The organism is Labedaea rhizosphaerae (assembly GCF_004362825.1).
In the GTDB taxonomy this organism is placed as follows: Bacteria; Actinomycetota; Actinomycetes; order Mycobacteriales; family Pseudonocardiaceae; genus Labedaea; species Labedaea rhizosphaerae.
On sequence record NZ_SNXZ01000008.1, the window covers coordinates 23,417 to 47,146 of the forward strand.

Genomic DNA, 23,730 nt, shown 5'->3' on the forward strand with positions numbered 1-23,730 from the left:
TGAGTTGACCGACCGGCCCGAACTGCTCGAGGAGCTGGCCGCCGCCTTACCGCGGTGGCTACCGTCGCAGCGGTGGTTCGCCGGCAAGGACAGGCCGGTCACCGCGGTGCGGCCGCTGGCGAGCACGGTCGTGCTCGACGGTGATCCGCTGCTGCTCCACGTCGTCGTGGAGGTGGTGCAGGACGACCGCGTCGAGCCCTACCAGCTGCTGGTCGGCCACTGCTCACAACCACCGGACGTCAGCGCGGCCAGCTGGATCACCACCGATCCGGTCGGGCTGTACGAGGCGTCCGGCGACGCCGACCTGACCGCGGTCCTGCTCACCAAGATGATCGAGGGCGAGCAGGTCGGCACGCTGCGGTTCGCCCACGAGCCGGGTGTCGAACTGGAGCCCGGCCTGCGCGCGCGCCCGATCACCTCCGAGCAGAGCAACACCTCGCTGGTGTACGGCAGCCGCTACATCCTCAAGCTCTTCCGCAAGCTCAGCACCGGCGAGAACAAGGACCTGGTGCTGCACCGGGCCCTGCGTGACGTCGGCAGCACGCACATTGCGCAGCCGCTCGGCTCGATCACCGGTGAGCTGGCCGGCGAACCGGTCACGGTCGGCATGCTGCAGCAGTTCCTGCCTGACGCCGTGGACGGCTGGGCCATGGCCACGACCAGCGTGCGCGACCTGATGGCCGCGCCGTCGACCCCGGAGGACCCCGGCGCGCAGCCCCACCCCGACGAGGTCGGCGGCGACTTCGCGGGCGAGGCCGAGCGGCTCGGCGCCTCGGTCGCCGAGGTGCACGCCGACCTGGCGCGGGCGCTGGGCAGCGAACCGGTGGACGCCGGGGAGCTCGACCGCACGGTGAAGGCGATGCTGGACCGGCTGGACGCGGTCGCCGCGCGGGTGCCCGACCTGATCCCGCACGTGCCGGCGCTGCGCTCGGCCTTCGAGCAGGTGCGCGGGCTGCGGGAGGAGACCGGGATCATCACGATGCAGTCCATCCACGGTGACCTGCACCTGGGCCAGGTGCTGCGCACCGTCGGCGGCTGGCTGCTGATCGACTTCGAGGGCGAGCCGGCGGCCAGTGTCGACGAACGGCGTGCGTTGCGCTCGCCGTTGCGCGACGTAGCGGGCATGTTGCGGTCCTTCGACTACGCGGCGCACTCGCTGCTGGTCGGCCAGGACGCCGACGAGGCCCACGTCGAGCGCGCGCTGGAGTGGGCGACGCGCAACCGTGAGGCCTTCTGCGAGGGTTATGCCGCCGCGGTCGCGGGTGGGACCGCCGGCCTCGGCGACCCGCGTGAGCAAAGCACGCTCCTGCGTGCGTTCGAACTCGACAAGGCGGTGTACGAGGTGTCCTACGAGCACGCCAACCGGCCGGACTGGCTGGGCGTGCCGTTGGCCTCGATCGCCCGGATCACCGACGGAGGCGACCGAACGTGACTGCGGTCCCAGGCACGCCCAGCCCGCTGCCCGACCCGGCGCCGCGCGCCGAGGAACTCGACCGCCTGCTCGGCGGTTCGCACCACGACCCGCACGGCCTGCTCGGCGTGCACACCATCGGCAGCGGTGCCGACGAGCAGATCGTCGTGCGTGCCCTGCGCCCGCACGCGAACTCGGTCACGGTGCTCAGCGAGGGCGACAAGACGCCGCTGACCCACGTGCGCGACGGCCTGTTCGTGGGTGTGCTGCCGAACAACCCCGGTGACTACCGGCTCGAGGTCGGCTACGGCGACCACGTCGAGACCGTCGACGACCCGTACCGCTGGCTGCCCACGGTCGGCGAGCTCGACCTGCACCTGATCGGCGAGGGCCGCCACGAGCGGCTGTGGGAGGCGCTCGGCGCGCACGTGCGCACCTACGACACCGCGAACGGCGTCGTGGAGGGCGTGTCGTTCGCGGTGTGGGCGCCCAACGCGCAGGGCGTGCGCGTGATCGGCGACTTCAACCACTGGGACGGCCAGGCGTACCCGATGCGCTCGCTCGGGTCGTCCGGGGTGTGGGAGCTGTTCGTGCCGGGCGTCGGCGCGGGCACCTGCTACAAGTTCAAGGTGCTGGGCAAGGACGGGCACTGGCACGAGAAGGCCGACCCGCTGGCGTTCGCCACCGAGGTGCCGCCGGCCACCGCGTCCAAGGTGGTCGAGCCGCTGCACTCGTGGAACGACGACGCGTGGCTGGCCCGCCGCCAGGCGACCAACTGGGCCGACGCACCGATGTCGATCTACGAGGTGCACCTCGGCTCGTGGCGGCCCGGTCTGTCCTACTTGGACCTCGCCGACCAGCTGGCGGCCTACGCCACCGACCTGGGCTTCACCCACGTCGAACTGCTGCCCGTCACCGAGCACCCGTTCGGCGGCTCGTGGGGCTACCAGGTCACGTCCTACTTCGCGCCGACCTCGCGGTTCGGCTCACCCGACGAGTTCCGCGAGTTCGTCGACCGGTTGCACCAGCACGGCGTCGGCGTCCTGATGGACTGGGTGCCCGCGCACTTCCCGCGCGACGAGTGGGCGCTGGCGCGCTTCGACGGCACGCCGCTCTACGAGCACGCCGATCCCCGCCGCGGCGAGCAGCCGGACTGGGGCACGTACGTGTTCGACTTCGGCCGCAACGAGGTGCGCAACTTCCTCGTGGCCAACGCCTTGTTCTGGCTGGAGGAGTACCACCTCGACGGGCTGCGGGTCGACGCCGTCGCGTCGATGCTCTACCTGGACTACTCGCGGGTCGAAGGGCAGTGGCTGCCCAACGAGTACGGCGGCCGGGAGAACCTGGATGCCGTGCGGTTCCTGCAGGAGCTGAACGCGACCGTCTACAAGCGACACCCCGGCGTGGTGATGATCGCCGAGGAGTCCACGGCGTGGCCCGGCGTCACCCGCCCGACCCACCTCGGCGGGCTCGGCTTCGGCTTCAAGTGGAACATGGGCTGGATGCACGACACGCTCAGCTACCTCGGCCACGAACCCGTGCACCGCTCCTACCACCACAACGAGATGACCTTCTCGCTGGTCTACGCGTGGAGCGAGAACTTCGTGCTGCCGCTCTCGCACGACGAAGTGGTGCACGGCAAGGGATCGCTGTGGCAGCGCATGCCGGGCGACGCATGGAACAAGGCGGCGGGTCTGCGCTCGCTGCTGGCGTTCATGTGGGCCCACCCGGGCAAGCAGCTGCTGTTCATGGGTGGCGAGTTCGGTCAGGAGGGGGAGTGGTCGGAGTCCCGCTCGATCGACTGGCACCTGCTCGACCAGCCGCTGCACCGCGGCGTGCAGGACCTGTTGCGGGACTTGAACTCCGTGTACAAGGCGGAGCCTGCGCTCTACAGCGCGGACACCCGTCCCGAGGGCTTCGAGTGGATCGACGCCAACGACGCCGGCGGCAACGTGCTGAGCTTCGTGCGCGTCGGCGCCGACGGTTCGCGGCTGGTGTGCGTGGCGAACTTCGCGGGCGTCCCGCACCTGAACTACAAGGTCGGCATGCCGGCCGCGGGCACCTGGCGCGAGGTCATCAACACCGACGCCGAGACCTACGGCGGTTCCGGCGTCGGCAACATGGGTGAGGTCGTCGCGGTCGACGAGCCGTGGCACGGCCGGCCGGCGTCAGCTGTGGTGCAGCTGCCACCGGCCGCCGTGCTCTGGCTCAGCTCGCCTGCGTAGCCCTGGCCTTCGCCGCGTCCTGCGCCTCGACCTTGCGCCGGGCGTTCTCCCGCGTGCCCGTCATCATCATCAGGTGGGAGACGAGGGTGTCCCCGCTGAACTCCTGCGCGGGCTTGAGTTCCAGGTTGCCGAGCATCTCCTTGACGAAGATCGCGACCAGCTCGCCGACCGCGATCTCGGCCAGCTTCTGCGGGCCGAGGCTGGCGAGTTCGTTCTTCACGGTCTCCTTGATCTCCTCGAGGCTGTTGGTGTACCACTCCTGCCAGAGGGCGTTGGCCTTGTCGAGGGTCTTGGTCATGCGCGACTGCTCGTCGCCCTTCGGGGGAACCTCGTTGAGCTTGTCCTCCAGCAGCTTCAGCCGTTGGTTCTGGTAACCCTGGGCCGCCTTGACCAGGCCGAGCTTGAGGGCGGGCCAGACGAGGGCGGTGAGCTTGGTCGCCGCGCCCGCGCCGACCGAGTCGAGGGCGAACCCGGCGAGCATGTTGCCGCCGTCCACCACCGGGTCGAGCATGTCCAGGTTCATCTCCAGGTCGTCGACGTAGCGTTTGGCGAGGTCCCGGGCCACGGCGGCCTTGTCGCGGTTGAGGAACGCGACGACGTCGTCGAGGCCGTCCTTCTGCGCCAGCCGCTTCTTGGCCTGCCGGTGCACACTGGCCGAGATCAAGGCCTTGCCGAGGAACGCGGTGCCGATGCTGATCACCGAATTGGTCACGTCGACGGCCTTGCCCGCGCCGCCGCTGCCGAAGCCGACGGTGTCGCCGACGACCCCGGTGGCGCGGTTGTACCCGGCTACGCCCTGGTTGATGGTCTTGATGCCGCTTTCCAGCATCTTGTGCGCGTCGTCCGGGTGGTTCTTCACGTACACCTTGATGGCCTCGAACGACAGGGCCTTCTTGCAGTCCGCCTCGACGGCGTCGAGGTCCGCGATCCGGTCCTCCATGGCCAGTTTCTGCTCGGCGATGAACCGCAGCAGGCCCTCCATGGACTTCGTCGAGATCTTGGTGGTGGCGGGCCTGCCGTTCTGTTCCTCGTTGACCAGCTTGCTCAACTTGTAGTACGCGGGCGCGACGATGTTCTTGTGCGTCTTGAGCACCTTGTAGGTCCGGTACTGCGCGTCGTAGAGCGTGTTCTTCCCGGTCTGGGTGTGCAGCATGATCTCGAGCTTCAGGAACTCGCCGATCGACTTGAACAGCATGTCGCAGGTCTCGACCTCGATGCGGAACAGCTTGCGGTAGGCCTCCATCTCGATGGCGATCTCGCCGAAGGTCCGGTAGTCGCTGTCCTTGACGTTCTTCACGGCCTTCTCGCCGGCCGCCTTGTAGGTCTTGTTCCGCGCTGTGGTCCGGATCTTCACCGAAGACATGTTGCTCAGGGTCTTGATGACCGTCTTCGGGTAGTTCATGTCGATGTCGCCGACCGACTGCAAGTACTCGATCAGGACGCTCTTCTTCTCTTCCTTGGTCGCGGTCTTCGTGGCAGTCACGATGTCGTCCCGTCTTCCCGGCTCACTCGGCGCGGCTGAGGAGCGCTTGTTCGATGATCTCGGCGAGTTCTTCCTCGGTGAACTCGGCGGCGAGCTCCGACATCTCCGGGTTGTTCTCGAAGGCGTCGTTCAGCGAGCCGATCAGTGCGTCCGCGTCGGTGGGCAGCACGAGCAGCGGGATCAGGTCGTCGAGCCACGCCGTCAGCTCGTCCGGGCTCAGGTCCACCCATTCGGGACGGCGTTCGGTCATCTCGTCGATGAGCCAGTCGTGCCAGTCGCCCCGGATCTCGGTCATCTCGTCGAGTTGGCTGCCTTGGCTCTCGGTCACCCACGCGAGGCTGAAGACGTTGTCCGGATCGGACAGTGCGGCGGGCTTGTCCTCGGCGGGGATCTCCTCCGGCGACACCTCGATCTCGTCGAGCGGGTTGACGCTTTCGGCCACGTCGACTGCAGTGGTCCCCGTGTCGGCCACTGTGTCAGCCGCCGTGTCGGCCACCGGTGCCGGGCCGAGCGCGACCATGGCCTCGTCGAGCCACGGCGTGAGCTGGTCGGGTGTGGACGCGGTCCACTCCGGCCACCACTGGTTCAGTTGCTCCGGCAGCCATTCGCGCCAGTCGCCGCGGGTCGGGCGGTGCGCTTCCAGTTGCGCTCGCTGGGCCTCGGTGACCCAGGCCAGGTCCCGCGGGTCGGCCCCGCCGTCGACGGGAACGGCGAGGCCGGGCAGCGCTTCGTCCAGCCACGGAACGAGCCGGTCGGTGGTGGCCTCGGTCCACTGTGGCCACCATGCGGTCAGCTGAGCGGGCAGCCACTCGCGCCAGTCGCCGTGGGTCGCCTGGAGCGCTTCCAGTTGTGCCTGCTGGGATTCGGTGACCCACCCGAGCGCGCTCGGGTCCTCAGTGGCCGGTGGGAGCAGGCTCGGCAGGTAGCTGTTCAACCAGCCGGCCAGCTCCGCCGGCGTGGACTGGTCCCATTCCGGCCACCACTCGTCCAGCTGCACCGGCAGCCAGTCCCGCCAATCGCCGCGGTCCCCGGTCAGCTGTCCCAGCCACGCCCGCTGCTCGGCGGTGACCCAGCCGAGCGCAAGCGCCTCGATCCGTGGCCGCAACCATTCGGTGCGTTCCTCGTCGGACGCCTGCGCCCAGCCGGGCCACCGGTGGTCCAGGTAGCGACCGAAGAACTCCGGCCACTGGTCTTCCCACGCGCTGGTCTGGCTGTTGCCCAGCACCTCCCGGTGCTCGTCCGCGACCCATCCGAAGTCTTCGATGTCGGCCATCACGACCCTCCTTGCCCCCCGACGGGGATTCACCGCCGACCGTACGAATGCGACAGTCGGTGGCACAGAAGATCGAAGGCACGGTCGGTTGCTCGGTGGCTTGCCCTTCGGGGCAGGAAGCGGGCCGGCGCGCGGGGGATCAGAGGGCGTAAGCCCCGGCGGCGATGTCCTCGAACAGCGTCGGACCGGTCGGCGTCCAGCCGAGCAGCTCCCGGGTCCGCTCGCTGGACGCGGGCAGGTCCATGCCGAAGAAGCGCCCGATCCAGCCGAAGTGCGCGTCGGCGTCCGCGCGGGCCACCGACACCGTCGGCACGCCCAGGTAGTCGCCGATCGCTGCCGCGATGTCGCGGGACGGGATGCCGCCCTCGGCGACGGCGTGCACGCGCGTGCTTGCCTGCGGATTCTCCAGCGCGAGCCGCACCAGGCGTGCGGCGTCGGTGCGGTGCACGGCCGCCCAGCGGGTCGCGCCGTCGTCGACGTAGCCGGCCGCGCCGCGCTCCTTGGCGACCTTGGTCAACGCCGAGGTGAAGCCGTGGTCGCCCATGCCGTGCACGGTCGGCGAGAAGCGCAGCGCCACCGGCTGTACCCCGCGCTCGGCGTAGGACAGGGCGAGGTTCTCGCTGCCGCCGCGCATCGAGTCGGCGCCGTGGAACGGGGACGGGTCGTCCTCGGTCAGCGGCTTGCCAGGGACACCGGAGGCGAGACCGGACGCGATCAAGAACGGCCGGTCGCTGCCCGCCAGCGTGTCGAGCATGCGCTTGACGGCGGCGTGCTCGAGCCGTCCGGCCTCGGTGTAGTTCGCGAAGTCGTGGTTGAAGGCGAGGTGGATGACGGCGTCGGCGGCCTCGGCCGCGGTGGCCAGGCTGTCGAGGTCGTCGAGGCGGCCGCGGTGGGCGGTGGCGCCCTTCGCGTCGAGCGCGGCGGCCGACGCGTCGGACCGGGCGAGCCCGACGACCTTGTGGCCGTGTGCGAGCAACTCGTCGGTGACCGCCGAGCCGATCCAGCCGGACGCACCGGTGACGAAGACCTGCATGTTCTGCTTCTTCCGCTAGTGATGACAGTGACTGACATCGACACTAGCACGTGATGTCAGCCGCTGCCATCACTAGACTGGGCCCATGGCTCGCTGGGAACCGGACGCGCAGGGGCGGATGATCCGCGCCGCCCTCGAGCTCTTCGACGAGCGTGGCTTCGACCAGACCACCGCGGGCGACATCGCCGAGAAGGCCGGCGTCACCGAGCGCACGTTCTTCCGCCACTTCGCCGACAAGCGCGAGGTCCTCTTCGACGGCGCCCACACGATGGAGCACACCGTCCACGACGTGACGGTGGCGGCCCCGGCGGAGCTCTCGCCGTTGGACGCGGCCCTCGCCGGCATCACCGCCGCCGGGGAGTTGCTGGCCGACCGTCACGAGTTCTCGATGCGCCGCTCCCGCATCGTCGCGGCGAACCCCAGCCTGCAGGAACGGGAACTGCTGAAGCTGGCGGCCATGACGGAGTCGACGACCAAGGCCCTGCACGAACGCGGCGTCACCGAACCGGTGGCGAGCCTGGCCGCGCACAGCGCCGTGACGGTCTTCCACGTCGCCTTCGCGCGCTGGGTCGCCGAAGAGGAGCCGCCCGCGTTCGCCGACTGCGTCGCGGAGGCGGCCGCCGCACTGCGCGCCTTGCAGTAGTTTCTTGGTGCATGTCCGATGTGGAGATCACCACGCTCGCCGCGCGACCGGCGCTTGCTGAACAATTTAGTCGCCTCGACGGCATCTGGCCGGAATTCGTGACCCATGACCGGGTGGGCGACACGTTGTTCGGCATGGTGTCCGCGGAGTTCCCCGAACAGACAGTGGTCGCCACCGCGGGCGAGGACCTCGTGGCGGTCGGGCGCAGCGTGCCGTTCGTGTTCCCCGACGAGCACCGCACGGAACTACCCGACGGCGGCTGGGATGCAGTGCTCATGTGGGCGTTCGCCGACCGCAGGCGCGGACGGACGCCGACGGTGAGCAGTGCGCTGGAGATCCTCATCCACCCGTCGCACGCGGGCACCGGCTTGTCCCACCTGATGTTGCGCGCGATGCGGGACGCGGTCGCCGCGCTCGGCCATGCCACGCTGTACGCGCCGGTGCGGCCCAACGGCAAGACCGACCTCGCCGAGCCGATGAGCGAGTACGCCTACCGCACCCGCGAAGACGGCCTGCCGGTTGATCCGTGGCTGCGCGTGCACGTGCGCGCAGGCGGCACGATCGAGCGGATCGCGCCGGCGTCGATGGTGGTCGCGGGCTCGCTGCGCCAGTGGCGCGAGTGGACCGGGCTGCCCTTCGACACCGACGGCGAAGTCGCGGTGCCGAAGGCTTTGGTGCCCGTACTGGTTTCCCAGGCGCACGACCGCGCGGTCTACGTGGAGCCCAACGTGTGGGTCCGCCACGACCTCGCCTGACTTCGGCAAAGCACGGCAAAGCCGCCGCACCAACGGGTACGGCGGCTTTGCCGGAGAACAGGATCAGTTGGTGGGGTGGTAGCTGACGGTGTTGCATGGTCGCGCTCCGCGCTCCGGCATGATCGCCTTCAAGGCGATGCCGAACCCGGCCGCGGGGTGGTCGGCTCAGTCGCGGGTCGGGGCGTCCGGGTTCGGCACCGCCGCGATCATGGCGCGCTCGAACACGCCGGGTTCGCCGGTGGCGTCGGCCTCGACCTCGGCCACCTCGAGCGCGTCCAGGTCGGGCTCCCCATCATGGGCTTCCTCGTCGGCGGCCAGTTGCTCGTCAGCCTTGGCGAGCAGCTTGTGGCCCGTGGCCAGCACGGCGATCGCCAGCAGTTCCGCGCCCGCGCCGAGGTAGAACGGCACGTGCACGTTGAGGTGCTCGGCGAGCAGGCCCGCCGCGTACGGGGCGAGGCCGCCGCCGATGAACCGGACGAAGCCGTACGCCGCCGAGGCCACCGGCCGGTCGACCGGTGCCACCAGCATGACCGCCTGCGTGGTCAGCGTGTTGTTGATGCCGATCAGCGCGCCCGCCAGGATCACCGCCACCACCAGGACCGCGACCGTGCTGGTGAACGTGGCGATCACGGCGAGGATCACCGCGAACAGGAACAGGTTGGCGTACAACGTCGGCGCCGTGCCGAACCGGGCCTGCAGGCGCGGCGCGAAGAACACCGAGAAGAGCGCGACCAGCACGCCCCAGCCGAAGAACACCGCGCCCAGCTGGTAGATCGACAGGTGCATCGGGAAGGGCACGTACCCGAGCATCGTGAAGAAACCCCAGTTGTAGAGCAGCGCCGTGATGCCCATAGTCAGCAAACCGCGGTGGCGCAACGCCTTCAGCGGCGCTGACAGCGGTGCGGGCTTCGGTGGCTTCGGGGTCTTGGACACGAACAGCACGGTCGCGACGAGCGCGATCGCCATCAGCACCGAGACGCCGACGAACGGGCCGCGCCAGCTGATGTTGCCCAGCACCGCACCCAGGATCGGGCCGCACGCGATGCCCACGCCCAGCGCGGTCTCGTAGAGGACGATCGCCCCGGCGAACCCGCCGGACGCCGAGCCGACGATGACGGCGAGCGAGGTCGCGATGAACAAGGCGTTGCCCAGGCCCCAGCCCGCGCGGAAACCGACGATGCCGGCCACCGAGTCCGAGGCGCCCGCGAGCCCGGCGAACACGACGATCAGCACCAGCCCGGCGATCAGGGTGTTCTTCGCGCCGATGCGGCTGGACACCCAGCCCGTCACCAGCATGGCCACGGCCGTCACCACCAGGTAGCTGGTGAACAGCAGCGTGACCTGGCTGGGCGAGGCGTTCAGCTGGGTGGACAGCGCGGGCAGGATCGGGTCGACGAGACCGATGCCCATGAAGGAGATGACGCACGCGAACGCGACAGCCCACACCGCCTTGGGTTGCCGGAACGGGCTCGCGGCCGGCGGGTGGTGGTGAGCGTGATGATCTGCGGGTGCGGTCTCGGCCATGCGTGCTCCTGGTGCTCACCTAACAGGTGATCGGTAAGTTACCTAACGAATGTTAGGCAACTTGGCCGCGCGGCACCAGCGTGCACGTCGCAGATGTGACGAGTCAGACGCCGTCCGGTCGCAGCCGCACCGGCAGCGCGGTGAGGTGGCTTCCTTGGGTGCCACCGAAATCCCGCTGGCGCAGCTGCTCGAACGGGACGGCGAGCCGGGCGGCCGGGAAGTCGTGGGTGAGCACGTCGGCGACCGCGCGCAGCAGCAGCTGGGCCAGCTGGGCGCCCACGCAGAAGTGCGGTCCCGCGCCGAACACCAGGTCCGGGCCCTCGGGTCGGTCCGGGTCGAGCGTGATGCCCGCCAGGTCGACCAGCACCGGTGAGTGGGCGGCGAGGGTCTGCCCGGCCAGCTCGACCTCCTCGGTGGTGAACCGCCACAACGTGTACGGCGCGGGCGGGTGCAGGCGCAGGTTCTGCTGCACGTAGGCGTCCAGCGCGCGGCGGTCGGGCAGGTCGGGGCGCTCGTGCAGCAGGTGGGCGACGAGGAACCCGAGCGAGGAGTCCATCGTGATCTGACCGGCGAAGACGATCAGGAACACGCAGTAGCGCAGATCGTTCTCGCTGGTGCCGTCCGGCAGCCGGTCGCGCAACGCGGTCGCCAGGTTGTCGCCGCGCTCGGTCAGCGCGACGGTCGCCAACTCCATGAACGTGCCGAACGCGGGACCGGCGTCCGCGGTGAACATGGCGCGGCAGGCGGCGCTCGCGCGCTCGCCGTAGTCGCGGACGCCGAGCAGGTCGCAGATCGCGGTGACCGGGAAACGGGTGGCGAAATCGACGGCGAGATCGACTTCTCCGTCGGCCACCTCGGTGAGCAGTTCCCGGGCGATCGCGGTCATCCGGTCGTAGTGCTCGCCCATGCCACGCGCGGAGAACAGCGGCGCGTGCGCGCGGCGCAGCCCGGCGTGGACCGGGCCGTCGGCCGTGGTCATCGACGTCTGCTCGGCGGCGGTGGGTTCGAGCCCGATCCGCGACCACGCCTCGGGTGCCAGCGCCGGATCCTTGGCCAACCGGGGGTCGGTGAGCACCTGGCGAGCCAGCGCGTCCTCGGTGACGAGCCAGGCGGACCCGCCCGCCGGGGCGTCGATCCGGACCAGCGGCCCGGCCGCCCGCAGCGCCGCGTGCGCCGGCCTGGCCTCGGTGACACCGCGCTCTGTGACCGCGAACGGATCCGGTAACGGGCTCATGGCGGGTGAGCTTAGTGATCTTCGAGCGGCCCGGTCGACCGCGCGAGGTGGGTGACCACGGGGTCGGCCGGGGGCAGTTCGCGGAACCCGAGCCGGTCGTAGAACGCCCGCGCCGCGGTGTTCGCGGTGACCATGGTCAGGTGCACGCCCGCGACCCCGCGAGCGGCGAGCGTGCCGAGGAACCCGGCCATCAGCGCCCGGCCCAGCCCGCGCCGCTGGTGGCCCGGCAGCAGGTCGATGTGCAGGTGTGCGGGGTGCGCGGCGAAGGCCGGGTGCAGCATGTGCTCGGGCCGGTGCAGCAACGCCAGCAGGCCGTCGGTCTCGGTCACCGGCGGGTCGGGCGGGGCGGGGAAGCGGTCGGCCACGGTCGGCAGGTACTCGGCGCGCAAGCGCCGGACGAACGCCTCGGTGTCGGCCGTGCCGACGACGTAACCGACGGCCTGCGCACCGTCGTCCGCCACGAAGGCCAGTTCCGGCTCGAGGTCGAGGTAGGGCGCCAGGAAGATCGTCGGCAGCAGGTCGTCGTCCGGGTGGCGGCCGCGGGCGTCGCCGCCGAGGTACCCCGTGCGCACGCACACGTCGAACAGCGCGGCGCGATCGGTCTTGCGGTCGGGCCGGATCACGGGCTGGGACTCGCTCACGACCATGTGTACAACACCACACCCCGGACCTCGGCCACGGGGTTCAGGATGGGGGCGTTGCCGGAAAATGGGGGAAGCCAAGCCATGTGTGCCGCCTGCGGAGTGCCGGGTCACGTCCCCGCTGCCGTCCCCGATGTCGTCGTGGAGTCGCCCGCCGCGCCGGCGGCCACCGCCGATCCGCCGCGCAAGTTCGCCGCCCTGCGCAACAAGGACTGCCGCCCGTACCTGTTCGGCGCGGCCCTGGCCATGATGGCCGACAACATCGAGCACGTCATCACCTACTGGATCCGGTAAGCTCCACTAGCGCATACCGGGAGGCTTGGCCCATGCCGGAACTGAACCCCGCCGTCGTCTACTACCGGAAGTCCATCGGCGATGATCACGACGTCGAGAAGTACGTCGTCACAACGTACGCCGAGCGACATGGCTTCGACATCAAGCTTGAGTATGTGGACGATGATATCTCGGGACAGAAGAAGGATCGCCCCGATTTCACCAAGCTTATGAATGCGATCATGAGCGACGAACTACGTGGGTTCACCGTGTTGGTCCGAGACCAGGAACGTCTATCGCGTGGCTCGTTGGCCGATCTGGAAGAGTGGCACCTCCAAACCGATGCAGGTGGCGTCAAAACGATCTCGTGCGAAGATGGCCGCGAAATCAAAGACGATGAGATCACCGGTATCCGAGCCGTCATCGCACGCGGTGCCGCCAAGCGGACAGGCGCGCTGCTCAAGAATCGCAAGAGGGCAGATGCCGCAGCCGGAAAGCCGCCCACCTCTGGCCGATACCGGCCGTACGGATACACCAAGAACTGGGAATCGATCATTGAAGAGGAGGCAGACATCCTGCGAGAAGCGGCCCGCCGCCTACTTGCAGGCGAGACGCTGCACGCCATCGCAAAGGACTTCACAGGGCGCCGCGTCATGATGCACACCGGTAACTCACTGACGTTGGCCGCATTGTCGAGGATGCTACGGAAGCCGGAAAGGGCAGGCCTGCGCGTCCTCGGCGACATCACCGCCAAGGGAACCTGGCCCGCCATATTCCCAGAAGACACGTTCAACAAGATTCAGAGGCTTCTAGACAAGAACGACGCTTGGTACCCAACGAACGACGGTCGCCGAGCGGCGCGCAAGCACCTGCTGACCACCATTCTCTACTGCCAGTGCGGTCAGAAGATGGTAGTGGGTTCACAACTTAAGAAGCTCCGCAAACGGACCTACCGCTACTACACCTACAGGTGCGCCGGGCGCGCTCACGGCGGATGCGGCAAGGTAGTAACAAGCATGGACGCGGTAAACGACTACGTTCTCGGCAAGGCATACCTCGCACTAAAAGAGTACGTTCCGCAGGTCACAGAAGCGCCAGCCTCAGACAAGACGGAAGAACTAATTGCGCAATGCGAGGCAAAGATTCTTGAGACGCGCCAGGCGTACAACGACAACCTGGTTCCTCTTGCGGACTGGATAGCAGTAAGCAACGCGCAGCGTGAGAAGATCAAGGAACTCCGCAAGGTACAAGCGTCGAAGGACGCTCCTCTGCCGCTCAGCGACGCGGACGCTCTACTGGCCGATGAGACACCGATCGCCAAAAAGACTGCCACCATCAGGCGACTATGGCCAGTAATCGAGGTCCTTCCAGCAAAACGCAAAGGCGCCGTCTTCCATCCCGATCGCTTGAAGTTTCCCGAGTAGGTACCCTTCCTAAAAAGATGCAGCAACCCACGCGCTGCCATTTCGCATGGGTTGCTGCATCTAGTTCTGCCTGCGCAGTTCACCAGGAATATTCCTGGCCCAGCTAACGTTGTTGGCGTCGGTGAACGAAACAACGATCCTCGCATGGTCAACAATATGCCAGTAGTCAAGGTCGGGGGTTAGATCAGCAATCTGATTAGCCACTGATCCGTGCGTCGTGGTCGCTCTACCCTCCCGTACCTTCTCAACTGCGCGCATGAGACGCAGATGGAAAGCGAACTTCTCCAGCTCGAAGCTTACTGCGTTGTCGGTCGGACCAAAGATTGGCTTGCGATAACTGTACCAGCCAATATTGCGCTCTCCATCGACCGGCGACGAGAAAAACTGGACGTTGATTTGGACGTCATACACGGGTAGCGATCCACGATTGGATACCTTTATCGAGTACCACCCGGCGTCGATTCCATCGGTGGTTCTCGGGAAGAATTGGCGCATCTCGTTAAACTCCATTCGATCAGAGTCCGTCGTAAGATTCTTATCGACCCACACACCAACTTTCGACGCCAACTCTTGTTCTTCTCTTTTCCGAATTCTTGCGGTTTCGCCGTCCGACCTTCTCCAGCCTTCTACGGCGATCCAGATGGCAGTAATAGCCGCTGCAATTGACCCGAGGCCGCCGACCCATTGCCCCCACGCGGACCACCAATCGGCGTCTTTTCCCAACGCTATGCCGAGGGCAACTAGGAGAAGTGCGCCCGTCGCGAGCAAGAACGATACAAACATACTGTGGTGACCGCTACGCATGTCTCGATTATCGCAATACATTCCAGTTTCGGCTAGGTCTAGGAGGCCCGCCGTCCCGGTGGATCAGGTCCATGCCGCTGAGGGTCTCCGGTAATGGCTCCCCGGAGACCCCTCAACAATCAACGCAGGATGGTTCTGATGTCGCGGGCTTGCTGTTCGGTGAACCGCTCCTTAGCGAGCGCCCTACGCATGTGGTCCTCCCACTGCCAGCCCGGCCAGGTCTTCCGGCGCTCTTGGCTCTCGCTTGGTGGCTGCGGCATGTCATCGGAGCAATGTGGATCAGCCGTCATCGGCGGCCCCCGGCATCTCCGTGCCGTCGTCGGGGAGGGACCCGCCGCCACCCCGGGACGAGCCACTGTTTCCGGGGTTGCGGCGGTTGTCGGGGTGGTGCGTCCCCGTGGTCCCCGTCGCGTGTTCCTGCTGGTCAGTCCAGGGACTTTGGTCCGGGGAGGGTGCGGGGAGAACTCCCCGCGTCCCCGGCTGGTCCCCGTCCGCGTCCCCGGCAGCATCGCTGCCGTCTGCCTCGTCTCGGTGGGCGTGTTGGGCGCGGCGAGCGAGTGCAGCCGCGACGTCTTCGGCGTAGATCGCCTTGACTCCGCCGTGAGCCTTGCGAGCGGTGATGCCGTGGTCTGCGAGTGCGGCTGTGAGGTCACGGAAGGTCCATCCTTCGTAGTGGTCTGGGTTGTGTGTGGACAGTCGCGTCAGAACCACCTGAGTCCGTACGCGGCGTTCGCCTTGCATCACCTCGGCGATGTCGGCGAGGTGATCCGGCGCGACCGGTTGCGCCGGCTCGATCGCGGCCCGCGCGCTGGACGCCACCGAGTGGCCCGCGTCCTCGATCAGCGCCATGGCGCGGGCGATGACCGGTGACACGTCGTCAGTACCGTCCTCAAAGGGCACGTAGAACGTGCGCACCAACTCGAACGTCTCATCGGTGATGCCAACGGCTACGCAGGTTCCCCTGTCGGTGTTGATGCGTAGTTCGGTGGCGCGGATACCGGCCGCGTACTTGCCACTGCCCAGGAGGCCGTCATTGGCTACCTGGTCGGCGACGCTGAACGCGACCCCGCAGGACACGTTGCGGGTGATCTCCCTGGGGATGCTGTCCTTTGTGGGCGATTGGGTGGCCAGCAGCAAGACGATGCCGTACTTGCGGCCGCGCCGGATCAGCCGCACGGCCAGCTCGGCGGCTTTTTTGCCGAACCGGTGGTGTTGGAACAACTCGTGACACTCATCGATTGCACACACCAACGGATGCAGGCCCAACCCTGGCTTGTCGGCGAGCTTGCGGGACACCTTGGGCGGGCGGCCCGGCTGCTCACCCAGTACCCGGCCCCGCCGCTCCATCTCCTCCAAGAGATCGGCCAGCGCTTGGGTTGCCGCTTCGGCTACGGCGTCGTCTGCGCCCATCCGGTAGCGGGCCAGCCGGGGTTGGAAAGGGTCGAAGTCGGGTGACTCGCCCATCACGAACGCCCACAACTCGACGGTCAGGTCGAGCGCCGCACCCAACATCAGCGTCCGCAGCGCGGAGGACTTCCCTTGCCCCGGGCGACCACCAACCAACCAGTTCACACCGATGAGTGGGGCGTTGATAACCAGGCCGCGTTGGGTGAGTCCGAACGGCACTCCCTCGAACACATCGGACTGTCCATCATGGAGTAGAGGCCAGTCGCCGGCCGAACCGCGGAGCACCCCCTTATCGGCCACCCACAGGTCTAGGACTCCGTCCTCTTCTCCCTTGGTGGGCCAGGTTTCCAGACTTGCGCGGCCCAAGTTCGCGGCCAGTTGCGATCGTCGCCCGGCCACCATGTCAGCGGTCACCCCGAGGGGTAGCCGGATCTGCGCCGCCGTGCCGTCCCCGTCCTTGCGTGCCGGAACGGTGTAGACCAGTTCGCCGCCATCTTTGAAGAACTTGTTCAGTGGCGTGATGCCCAGGTGCGCGAGCGCGCGGGAGATCATCCGTTCGTCCACCCACGACCCCGCGTCGTCACGATCCGGTCGCACCAGCCAGCCCACACCGGGGGTGCGGTCGCGGCCCTCGAACGCCGCCGCCACCAACCAGCCCGTGAGCATCGCCAGCAGCAGCCACGGACCCGCCACCGACACGAACGCCACCAGCGCGTCCAGCGTGTCGTACACGCCTGCCAGCCACGGCCACATCTGCGAGCGGTCCAGCACCGCAGCGGTCAGCCACAACACCACCGCCAGCACCAGGACGACCACCGCCGTGATGCCGCTGCGATGCAGCACGATCCCCAACCGCGCCCACCGGGCCCGAGCGTCGGCCCGGATCGCCTCTTGCGCTTCCCGCCGCGCCTCCCGGTCTCCTGCGATGCGCGCGGCCCGCGCGTCGGCCCGGAGATCGCCGTAGGTGAACCACGTCCACGCCTTGCCCAACCATCGGCCGTGCCCGCGTAGCGTGAACCACGCCAGCCGCGCTAGATCGGCTGGCGCCTTGCGCACCCGATACGCCACTACGGTGCGCGCCTGCTGACCGGCCGGAGACCGCCACACCCGCCGCACCGCCGACACCACACGTCGGGTGGCCCGGCCGGTCAGCCCCACCGCACCGTTCACGGCCCACCGCCCCAGCACCCGCAACGCCACCACGACCGCACGGACCGCAGCACGCGGCGACTCCACCCCATCCCCGTGAACGCCACCGTTCACGGCCAGCCCCGGCCGGCCGCCGGACTGGTCGCCGGACTGGTCAGCCTCGACGAACTCCCCGTCATACACCTTGGGTTCCAGCGGCCCGCCATGCTCCTTTCGCGCTGTCATTGCAGGTCACCGCCCCTCAAGCCGCGGTTCCCCTCGTCCACAGTGGAACCAGCGCCAGCAGTGCCCGCCGTGGTGCCCGTTGTGGTGGCATCCGGCGTGGTCGCCCACGCGGTCACCGCCCGCGCCAGCCGCGACGACAACCCCCGCGAACACCCCGTGGCCTGCCGCACCCACGCGGGCGTGACCTCCACCCCCGGCGACCACGCGGCCCGCGCGTCGGCCAGGTACTCAGCGAACGAGGTCCGCACCCGCTCCGGCGCATCCGGGTTCGCCTCGGCCGGTGCCGCCTCGGCCCGGTCGGCAGGCTGCGCGTCGGCCGGCTGCGCGTCGGCGTGCGGGTCCGTGTGAACGGCGGTGGCGTGGTCGTGAACGGTGCCGTTCACGACCGTCCGATCCCGCTGCGCCTCCTGGTGTGCGCGGGTCGCCGCGCGGGTGAGCTGGTCGCGGACTTCGGTGATCGCCTCCGCTGCCACGAACACCACCAGCGGCGGGATCGAGTGCAACACGATCGCGGCCAGATCACCGCGTTCGTAGGAACCCCACGTGTTCATCAGATACGTAGCGGCCAACGTGAACCACTTCGCGCGCCGCACCCACCGCCCGGTCGGCACCTGGTAGCGAGCGGTGATCTGCTCAGCCCGCAACAGGGCCACCAAGACGACCGACACCGTGGGGTCGAGCACCCACGCCGCCAGCCACGACAGCGACCCCACCGCAGCGCTACCGGCCGCGAACTGCTGGACGTTGGTCATCGTGAACGCCAGCGCCAGCACGACCCCGGCCCAACACATCCGGTCCACCTGCGAACGGACCTGTTCCACCCGCAACGCGATCACGTCCGGGTCGGTCTGCCACCCGCGTAGCTCCGCCGCGTCGGCCGCCATCGCCGCCGGCCGTGCACCCCGGCTCACCCGCCCGCCGCGACGTTCACGGCGGCTATCGGTGCGGCGTTCCCGGCTCTGAGATGCCCGTAGAGCGTTCATCGGGCACCACCCCGCCGCCTACCACCCGACCGGCCCCGCCCGTGCACGTCGCGCACGTCCAGCGTCGTGACCGTCAATGCGCGGGTGAGCACGAACGCGGCGAACAGGTCCGGCAGCGCCAGCACCGCCAGCAACACCCGCGTGTCACCGGGGTGGCTGATCACCACCCACTGCACGCCCACCAGCAGACCGGCCGTGAACACCACCCGACCCGCCAGCGACACCAACCGCGCCCCGGCCCGTGCCCTGTCGGCAGCAGCTCGGGCCCTACGCGCCGACCAGCGCCACACCATCAACGCCAGCAACAGCACACCGATACCGGCCAGCAACGCCGTAGGCGTCACCGCCACCACCGGGGTCTGTTCGGACGCCGTAATCGTCGGCACCATCACCGACCGCCCCCGTTCCCAGGGATGGCGCGGCGCGCCGCCCACACCGGGTACAGGGCGCGCCGGTCGGTTTCGTTCAGCGCACCCCACACACCCACCGTCACCGGGCCAGCGGTACGCAACTCCAATTCCAAACACTGCGTACGTACCGGACACCCTGCACAGACCCGCGCCGCCAACTCACGATCGGTGGTCGGGTCATTCAGCCATTGCGGCGGTACGTTCTCGACGTAAAGGCGCATACACGACCCGTCCCGCACAACTACCGAACTCAGAACATCATTCGGTACATCGCGGAACCGGTCCAACTCCGCCGCGACATCCTCTAGCGACTCGTAATCAGTCATCAGGCGTCACCACCCTTGACCGACTTCACAAGGCGCCGGTTAATCACCGCAGCCGGAATCATCGACCGCGACCGGCGCCGCACAACAGGGATCAAACCCACGCGAACATCGCGGGCAACCGCATCCACGGAAACGCCGAGAAGCCACGCGGCCTGCTTGATTGTGTAAAAAGCCGGACCATTGGCCGGCGTCTGGTTAATCATGACTTGTTTAGTCCCAACTACTTGGTTCCGATCCGCCGGTCGGCGAACCGTCGCCATCTAGTAAGGACGCAAAGCTGCGGGACACTAAATCAACATGGGAATGCCTTTGATTCTCGGCGCGAATATCCCCAGCTCAAGCCCACAAAAGAACGGCGGCGATATTCTCAGAAAGAATATCGCCGCCTGGTTATTCAGATGGAGAATACTGGAACCGACTAGGACCTGTTGCCCGTCAAGTCGCTACACAACTTCCGCAGGTCAGAGCCATGATCGGGCCTCCTGGGCTAGCCATCGCACAGCCGCATGTGATGCAGGAGCAGCAGGGCGGCAACCGCGTTGGCGCTCCTGATCTCGCCCTTGTTCACGAGGTCAGGCACTCTCCGTAGACTGACCCATTCACGGCGGCCCGACTCGAAGTCATCTTCTGGGTGGCCGACGTACGTGGCGCCGTCAGCCCAATACACATGGTGAAGCGCGTCCGAGAGCCCGTTAGACGGCTCAATCGTCATCAGAGGATGCAGGACGCCGGCCCGCCAACCTGTCTCCTCTAGGAACTCGCGCGCCGCCGCCTGTTCGACAGTCTCTGTGTTCTCCACGACGCCCGCTGGTAGCTCCCAGCCTGACGTGTTGGTAATGAACCTGTGCCGCCAGAGCAGAAGAACCTCATTCGCATCATTAACGGCGGCTGTCAGAGCAACTGCTCTCTGCCGAATGACGTAATGATCAAGGTGCCGACCGTTCGGCAACTCGACATCCGCCAGGTTCACCTTGAACCACTGGTTCTCGTAAACTGGCTTCTCTTCCAGATTCTTCCATTCCACGAATAAACCTTCCGTAACGGCCTGTCTACAAGATCAGCCTGACAGCGCTGTCTATCCTATCGAGCGCATCTCGGCTCACACTCGTAGGGCTGTTTGCAAGCTCGTTCCTCAACCGCACGAACCGGCTGTTGAGCCGACGAGACTCCATGCCTTGCGCGCTATCCACCATCTCGCAAGCCAGCAGAGAAGCGCGCTCGATTTCACCCCGAGCGACCTCCAACGTCGCCAAGGATGCAAGCTTGTTCACCTTGCCCCGGGGATGCCCCTCGCTCGACAAAGAAAGCTCGGCATATCGCTGTGCTTCGTCCAAATCGCCCAGGTAACTCAACGCCTCGGAGAGTTGAGCCAATATATGCCCTTCCTGAACGTAGCTCGCCTCCGCAAGGCTCTGATCTTTGGACAGTTTATTAAATTCCGACTCTAGACCGACGACGATAAGCTTAGCGTCAGCCTTGTTACCGAGAGATGCAAGCGCTTTAGCCCTCATGACTTGAAGGTCAACGAGGAGTGCTGTAGGGGGCGCCTTAGAGCAAGCGTCCAAAGCAGCCTCAGCGAGCGTTTGGGCGGCCTTATAGTTTTCAAGGGCCAACGCCTGATTGACCATCAACGCTAGAACATATGCTTTGAATCCGTAGTCATGAGACCTTTGCGCAACCATTAGGGCGCGCTTGAAGTGGCCCTCTGCGGCAGTCCAGTCTTCAGAGTCATAAGCGCATATGCCAGCTAGGGCAATCAGACCCCCAACGGCACGTTGGGACCTGGCTTGGTCAGCCTCGGAACCTCCAAAGCTAGCCAGCAGCGGCAAAGCCTGCCTGGCCAAGAACTGCTCCACACGAGCACCCGCAACTAGGCCACCGGAGGATCGGTACATCCGCTCGAAATGAGAACGAGCATTGATTAGTTGCTGCGGGCTGGAGCTTGATTCGCCAAGCAATGAATCCAGGCTTGGAGCTGCAAGCAAACCATTCCGGTTCGATCGCGAAGATATCCCCGCGGACAGAACAAGGTCAACCGCGGTTGGGACACTAATTCGTGCCCGTACTCTGCTTTCGCCCGGAAAGTCGAACCAAAGCATTTCGCGCGGGATATGCAGGATATCGGCATACCGCCGGCATGCCTCTATATTCTCTTCTGGATTACCGTTCTCAAGCTTTGATATCTGGCCTTGATTCAGGCCCAGCCACCGGGCCAGCACATCTTGGCTCAGGGCTCTACCGCGAAGCTGTAGATGACGAGGATGATTCCGGTAAACCTTGATTACCCGTCCAATGTGCTGGCTCTCGAACGCAGCGATGAACGCGTCGGTTCGCCAGAAGTCATCGCCCAGGTTCACCGGCGGGGTTGCCAACTGGTCTTGCTGGTCGTGATGGCAATGCCAACAGAGACGGCCTGTGTTATCGGCGGCAAGCAGTGAGGAGCACCCGGCGCAGCGACGCCCGTCCACCGCGCGCTCCTTGGCGCGGCCAGCTCGTCCGGCCATCCCGTCCCCCTTGGCGTGCCCCTGCAAGCCTCTGACCAGCGTACACAGCGTGGCTGACACCCGCCATCCGGTTGATCAGCGGGCGGAAGCTCCCAGCGGGCGGGTAGAGATATTCACCGGATGAATGACGGCATTCTCAGATTGATTGGCCTCCTTTGTATCGGCGCCCGTGAACTAGTCCGGTGATGTTTCCGAGAGCCCAAACCGGATGGCCAGATGAACCCGCCTAACGCAAGCCGTGACGATCGCCTCATAGTCACGGCTGCCTTGACAACACGCGTGGTCCGCGTGGCTCGCGGACGTGACGCAGCTATCGAACTAGTCGATGAAATCCTCAGCATGGACCACCGGGACCGGGAAACGTCGCTCTCAATAGGTGACGTCGAGTTTTACCAATCAAAGACAGGTGGCCCTTTTCCGAACCACCAGTTTCGCCTAAGTGTCAGACCATCGTCTGCGGTCGGTGCATGCAACTACATCGACAACCTAGACCTGATAATGCCGGTGGCCTATTCATGGAATCCCGACAAATCGTGGCCCGACGTCGATCTCATCCTGAACGGCTCGACGGGGGCGGTGTTTCCTCCATGGTCAGTCATTTCGATTGACGATGTCTGTCGATCCCTATTGGAGTGGCTCGATACCCAAAAGCGCCCGACATGCATCCAATGGCGCCCCTCGGAACTTTGGTGACGAGAGAGAGGACCGTCCCGATGTCTTATGGTGATCCCCTGCCGTCTGACGAGTGGGCTTGCAACCGTATTCACTGGCATGCGTTCAAGGGTCGACGGATCGGTCCCAGTGTGCTGGAATCCCACAAGGATTCACGAAGTGAGCGCGGTTGCCTGACCGAACTCAGCCCAGATTCAGTGATTAGGGATCCATGGGCCGTGGCGGAATGGCTGGACGCACAGGTTCATGCGCAACCCAACCGTCAGGCAATTTGGCTGAGCGGCGGCGATGGCTGGATTCATGTTTCCGAATCGGATCTGGCTGAGATACGCAGGCACAACGCGCGAGTTGCCGCTACCGGCATGTCTATTGAACTCACCTTGTGCTGCGCGGATAGATACATCGATCTACGCGCCGAGGCGGTTGACGCCATCGTGTGTTCGTTGCACGGACGACACGCAGCGGGATAGCCGGAGAGGGCGCCATGCTAACCCTTGCGGACAAACACTGCGTACAAGTGACGATCGTATTCGTTGCATTTGGCGCAATAGTGGTGCTCTGCGTTCTGGCCGCCACCTTCCCCAAGCTACTCAAGCGCAGAAAGACGTTTCGGGAGACCATGACTAACGACCCGCTGTACCGGGAATTCAAGGAGAGCGGGGCAAAGGTTTGATGACCCGATTCCCGAACGAACGGATTACCGGTACCGAAACTTTAGGTCTAGCAATGACCTCTGAAGATAACCCGTTTGCCGACCTCGACTCTTGGCGCGAACTCGGTGTGCACTGGCACGCATACATGACAACTCGACCGCGCGGAAAATCGCCACAACCAGGGCAAGGCGTAGGCGACCGCGACAAGCGTCTCGCACAAACGCCATTGGCTGTACTGCGCAGCCCGCGAGAAGTCGAGCAATGGATCGATAAGCAGACACGCGAGTACGTCGAGCCAGTAGAGGTCCGCGCGGGCAGCGAGTGGGTGCGTGTGGGCGATGAGGCTGACCTCGCGCATCTGCGACGGGCAAATTACCGCATCGCGTGCCGAGGCGACTCGATTTATACCGACATTTATTCCAGCTCGACACACCATGACCTCTACGTTGAATCGGTGACCGATGACCAGTGCACCAACACTGCTTGCAAGAACGTCTGAAATCACATTCGGGCCAGACAGGGCAGCTCCATTCGACATCTCAGAAAGCGGAACTGCACCGCCGACATGCGGCAACTGTCCCTCAGGTGGAAACCATGCACCAATTCCGGTGCAAGGCAAGAATTACAACGAGTGCGCCAAATGCGGTCAGCGCTGCTGATGCCGAAACCCACTGAGCG

Annotated in this window: 23 protein-coding genes; 9 read left to right on the forward strand and 14 right to left on the reverse strand. The window is 66.4% G+C overall.

Annotation, left to right across the window (positions count from 1 at the left end; translation table 11 throughout):
• Window positions 1-4: 4 nt before the first annotated feature.
• Together EV186_RS32785 and glgB are read left to right on the forward strand one after the other, a co-directional pair.
• Window positions 5-1,432 (forward strand): maltokinase N-terminal cap-like domain-containing protein, encoded by a 1,428-nt coding sequence (locus EV186_RS32785; protein WP_133853400.1) that lies wholly within the window; start codon window positions 5-7, stop codon window positions 1,430-1,432.
• Complete coding sequence (glgB, locus tag EV186_RS32790; RefSeq protein WP_133853401.1) at window positions 1,429-3,636, forward strand: 1,4-alpha-glucan branching protein GlgB; 2,208 nt, start codon at window positions 1,429-1,431, stop codon at window positions 3,634-3,636. Before EV186_RS32785 ends, glgB begins: the two co-directional genes overlap by 4 nt.
• Here glgB and EV186_RS32795 read toward each other — a convergent pair.
• From EV186_RS32795 to EV186_RS32805, 3 genes are all read right to left on the reverse strand, one after another.
• Complete coding sequence (locus EV186_RS32795) at window positions 3,620-5,119, reverse strand: hypothetical protein (protein ID WP_133853402.1); 1,500 nt, start codon at window positions 5,117-5,119, stop codon at window positions 3,620-3,622. The genes glgB and EV186_RS32795 overlap by 17 nt on opposite strands.
• 22 nt (window positions 5,120-5,141) lie before the next feature.
• Window positions 5,142-6,392, reverse strand: coding sequence for a hypothetical protein (locus EV186_RS32800; protein ID WP_133853403.1), 1,251 nt, complete (start codon window positions 6,390-6,392; stop codon window positions 5,142-5,144).
• Between the two features lie 139 nt (window positions 6,393-6,531).
• Window positions 6,532-7,425, reverse strand: a complete 894-nt coding sequence (locus EV186_RS32805) for an SDR family oxidoreductase (protein ID WP_133853404.1) — start codon at window positions 7,423-7,425, stop codon at window positions 6,532-6,534.
• Window positions 7,426-7,510: 85 nt separating this feature from the next.
• Between EV186_RS32805 and EV186_RS32810 the strand changes: the two genes are divergently transcribed.
• Together EV186_RS32810 and EV186_RS32815 are read left to right on the forward strand one after the other, a co-directional pair.
• Entirely contained in the window at window positions 7,511-8,068 is a 558-nt protein-coding gene (locus EV186_RS32810) for a TetR family transcriptional regulator (RefSeq protein ID WP_133853405.1), read from the forward strand.
• An 11-nt stretch (window positions 8,069-8,079) separates the two neighbouring features.
• Window positions 8,080-8,823 carry an N-acetyltransferase gene (locus EV186_RS32815; RefSeq protein WP_133853406.1) on the forward strand — a complete coding sequence of 248 codons (744 nt, stop codon included), beginning with the start codon at window positions 8,080-8,082 and terminating at the stop codon, window positions 8,821-8,823.
• A 165-nt stretch (window positions 8,824-8,988) separates the two neighbouring features.
• Here EV186_RS32815 and EV186_RS32820 read toward each other — a convergent pair whose 3' ends face one another.
• The 3 genes from EV186_RS32820 to EV186_RS32830 form a co-directional block, all read right to left on the reverse strand.
• Window positions 8,989-10,347, reverse strand: a complete 1,359-nt coding sequence (locus EV186_RS32820; RefSeq protein WP_133853407.1) for an MFS transporter — start codon at window positions 10,345-10,347, stop codon at window positions 8,989-8,991.
• A gap of 103 nt (window positions 10,348-10,450) precedes the next feature.
• Complete coding sequence (locus EV186_RS32825) at window positions 10,451-11,581, reverse strand: cytochrome P450 family protein (RefSeq protein ID WP_133853408.1); 1,131 nt, start codon at window positions 11,579-11,581, stop codon at window positions 10,451-10,453.
• 11 nt (window positions 11,582-11,592) lie between these two features.
• Entirely contained in the window at window positions 11,593-12,222 is a 630-nt protein-coding gene (locus tag EV186_RS32830; protein WP_208115904.1) for a GNAT family N-acetyltransferase, read from the reverse strand.
• Between the two features lie 141 nt (window positions 12,223-12,363).
• Here EV186_RS32830 and EV186_RS32835 point away from each other — a divergent pair, with 141 nt between their 5' ends.
• Window positions 12,364-12,516, forward strand: coding sequence for a hypothetical protein (locus tag EV186_RS32835; RefSeq protein ID WP_243754418.1), 153 nt, complete (start codon window positions 12,364-12,366; stop codon window positions 12,514-12,516).
• 32 nt (window positions 12,517-12,548) lie between these two features.
• Window positions 12,549-13,919: a recombinase family protein gene (locus EV186_RS32840; protein WP_133853410.1), complete on the forward strand. Its 1,371-nt coding sequence runs from the start codon at window positions 12,549-12,551 to the stop codon at window positions 13,917-13,919.
• A gap of 60 nt (window positions 13,920-13,979) precedes the next feature.
• Here EV186_RS32840 and EV186_RS32845 read toward each other — a convergent pair whose 3' ends face one another.
• The 8 genes from EV186_RS32845 to EV186_RS32885 all read right to left on the reverse strand — a co-directional run bounded on the left by EV186_RS32845 (window position 13,980) and on the right by EV186_RS32885 (window position 21,727).
• Window positions 13,980-14,723 carry a hypothetical protein gene (locus EV186_RS32845; RefSeq protein ID WP_133853411.1) on the reverse strand — a complete coding sequence of 248 codons (744 nt, stop codon included), beginning with the start codon at window positions 14,721-14,723 and terminating at the stop codon, window positions 13,980-13,982.
• Between the two features lie 279 nt (window positions 14,724-15,002).
• Window positions 15,003-17,504 (reverse strand): FtsK/SpoIIIE domain-containing protein, encoded by a 2,502-nt coding sequence (locus EV186_RS32850; protein WP_133853412.1) that lies wholly within the window; start codon window positions 17,502-17,504, stop codon window positions 15,003-15,005.
• Complete coding sequence (locus EV186_RS39670) at window positions 17,501-18,415, reverse strand: hypothetical protein (RefSeq protein ID WP_243754419.1); 915 nt, start codon at window positions 18,413-18,415, stop codon at window positions 17,501-17,503. The genes EV186_RS32850 and EV186_RS39670 overlap by 4 nt, the downstream gene beginning before the upstream one ends.
• A 68-nt stretch (window positions 18,416-18,483) precedes the next feature.
• On the reverse strand, window positions 18,484-18,876 hold the full coding sequence (locus tag EV186_RS32865; protein WP_133853413.1) for a hypothetical protein: 393 nt from the start codon (window positions 18,874-18,876) through the stop codon (window positions 18,484-18,486).
• Window positions 18,876-19,223, reverse strand: a complete 348-nt coding sequence (locus EV186_RS32870) for a WhiB family transcriptional regulator (RefSeq protein ID WP_133853414.1) — start codon at window positions 19,221-19,223, stop codon at window positions 18,876-18,878. Before EV186_RS32870 ends, EV186_RS32865 begins: the two co-directional genes overlap by 1 nt.
• On the reverse strand, window positions 19,223-19,426 hold the full coding sequence (locus tag EV186_RS32875; protein WP_133853415.1) for a DNA-binding protein: 204 nt from the start codon (window positions 19,424-19,426) through the stop codon (window positions 19,223-19,225). Before EV186_RS32875 ends, EV186_RS32870 begins: the two co-directional genes overlap by 1 nt.
• 284 nt (window positions 19,427-19,710) lie before the next feature.
• Window positions 19,711-20,247, reverse strand: coding sequence for an NUDIX hydrolase (locus tag EV186_RS32880; RefSeq protein ID WP_133853416.1), 537 nt, complete (start codon window positions 20,245-20,247; stop codon window positions 19,711-19,713).
• Between the two features lie 25 nt (window positions 20,248-20,272).
• Complete coding sequence (locus EV186_RS32885; protein ID WP_133853417.1) at window positions 20,273-21,727, reverse strand: helix-turn-helix transcriptional regulator; 1,455 nt, start codon at window positions 21,725-21,727, stop codon at window positions 20,273-20,275.
• Between the two features lie 216 nt (window positions 21,728-21,943).
• On the opposite strand from EV186_RS32885, the gene EV186_RS40870 reads away from it, so the two are divergent.
• From EV186_RS40870 to EV186_RS32895, 3 genes are all read left to right on the forward strand, one after another.
• Window positions 21,944-22,420 carry an Imm1 family immunity protein gene (locus EV186_RS40870; RefSeq protein ID WP_133853418.1) on the forward strand — a complete coding sequence of 159 codons (477 nt, stop codon included), beginning with the start codon at window positions 21,944-21,946 and terminating at the stop codon, window positions 22,418-22,420.
• 496 nt (window positions 22,421-22,916) lie between these two features.
• Window positions 22,917-23,072: a hypothetical protein gene (locus tag EV186_RS39195; protein ID WP_166659445.1), complete on the forward strand. Its 156-nt coding sequence runs from the start codon at window positions 22,917-22,919 to the stop codon at window positions 23,070-23,072.
• Window positions 23,072-23,551 (forward strand): hypothetical protein, encoded by a 480-nt coding sequence (locus EV186_RS32895; RefSeq protein WP_133853419.1) that lies wholly within the window; start codon window positions 23,072-23,074, stop codon window positions 23,549-23,551. Before EV186_RS39195 ends, EV186_RS32895 begins: the two co-directional genes overlap by 1 nt.
• Window positions 23,552-23,730 lie beyond the last annotated feature (179 nt).

Bases quoted from the DNA above. Each gene is read 5' to 3' on its own strand.
- EV186_RS32895 (WP_133853419.1), top strand. From the start codon at position 23,072: ATGACCCGATTCCCGAACGAACGGATTACCGGTACCGAAACTTTAGGT.
- EV186_RS40870 (WP_133853418.1), top strand. From the start codon at position 21,944: ATGAACCCGCCTAACGCAAGCCGTGACGATCGCCTCATAGTCACGGCT.
- EV186_RS32820 (WP_133853407.1), bottom strand. From the start codon at position 10,347: ATGGCCGAGACCGCACCCGCAGATCATCACGCTCACCACCACCCGCCG.
- EV186_RS32800 (WP_133853403.1), bottom strand. From the start codon at position 6,392: ATGGCCGACATCGAAGACTTCGGATGGGTCGCGGACGAGCACCGGGAG.
- EV186_RS32810 (WP_133853405.1), top strand. From the start codon at position 7,511: ATGGCTCGCTGGGAACCGGACGCGCAGGGGCGGATGATCCGCGCCGCC.
- EV186_RS32845 (WP_133853411.1), bottom strand. From the start codon at position 14,723: ATGCGTAGCGGTCACCACAGTATGTTTGTATCGTTCTTGCTCGCGACG.
- EV186_RS32865 (WP_133853413.1), bottom strand. From the start codon at position 18,876: ATGGTGCCGACGATTACGGCGTCCGAACAGACCCCGGTGGTGGCGGTG.
- EV186_RS32825 (WP_133853408.1), bottom strand. From the start codon at position 11,581: ATGAGCCCGTTACCGGATCCGTTCGCGGTCACAGAGCGCGGTGTCACC.
- EV186_RS32840 (WP_133853410.1), top strand. From the start codon at position 12,549: ATGCCGGAACTGAACCCCGCCGTCGTCTACTACCGGAAGTCCATCGGC.
- EV186_RS32885 (WP_133853417.1), bottom strand. From the start codon at position 21,727: ATGGCCGGACGAGCTGGCCGCGCCAAGGAGCGCGCGGTGGACGGGCGT.
- EV186_RS32875 (WP_133853415.1), bottom strand. From the start codon at position 19,426: ATGATTAACCAGACGCCGGCCAATGGTCCGGCTTTTTACACAATCAAG.
- EV186_RS32870 (WP_133853414.1), bottom strand. From the start codon at position 19,223: ATGACTGATTACGAGTCGCTAGAGGATGTCGCGGCGGAGTTGGACCGG.
- EV186_RS32805 (WP_133853404.1), bottom strand. From the start codon at position 7,425: ATGCAGGTCTTCGTCACCGGTGCGTCCGGCTGGATCGGCTCGGCGGTC.
- EV186_RS32815 (WP_133853406.1), top strand. From the start codon at position 8,080: ATGTCCGATGTGGAGATCACCACGCTCGCCGCGCGACCGGCGCTTGCT.
- EV186_RS32850 (WP_133853412.1), bottom strand. From the start codon at position 17,504: ATGACAGCGCGAAAGGAGCATGGCGGGCCGCTGGAACCCAAGGTGTAT.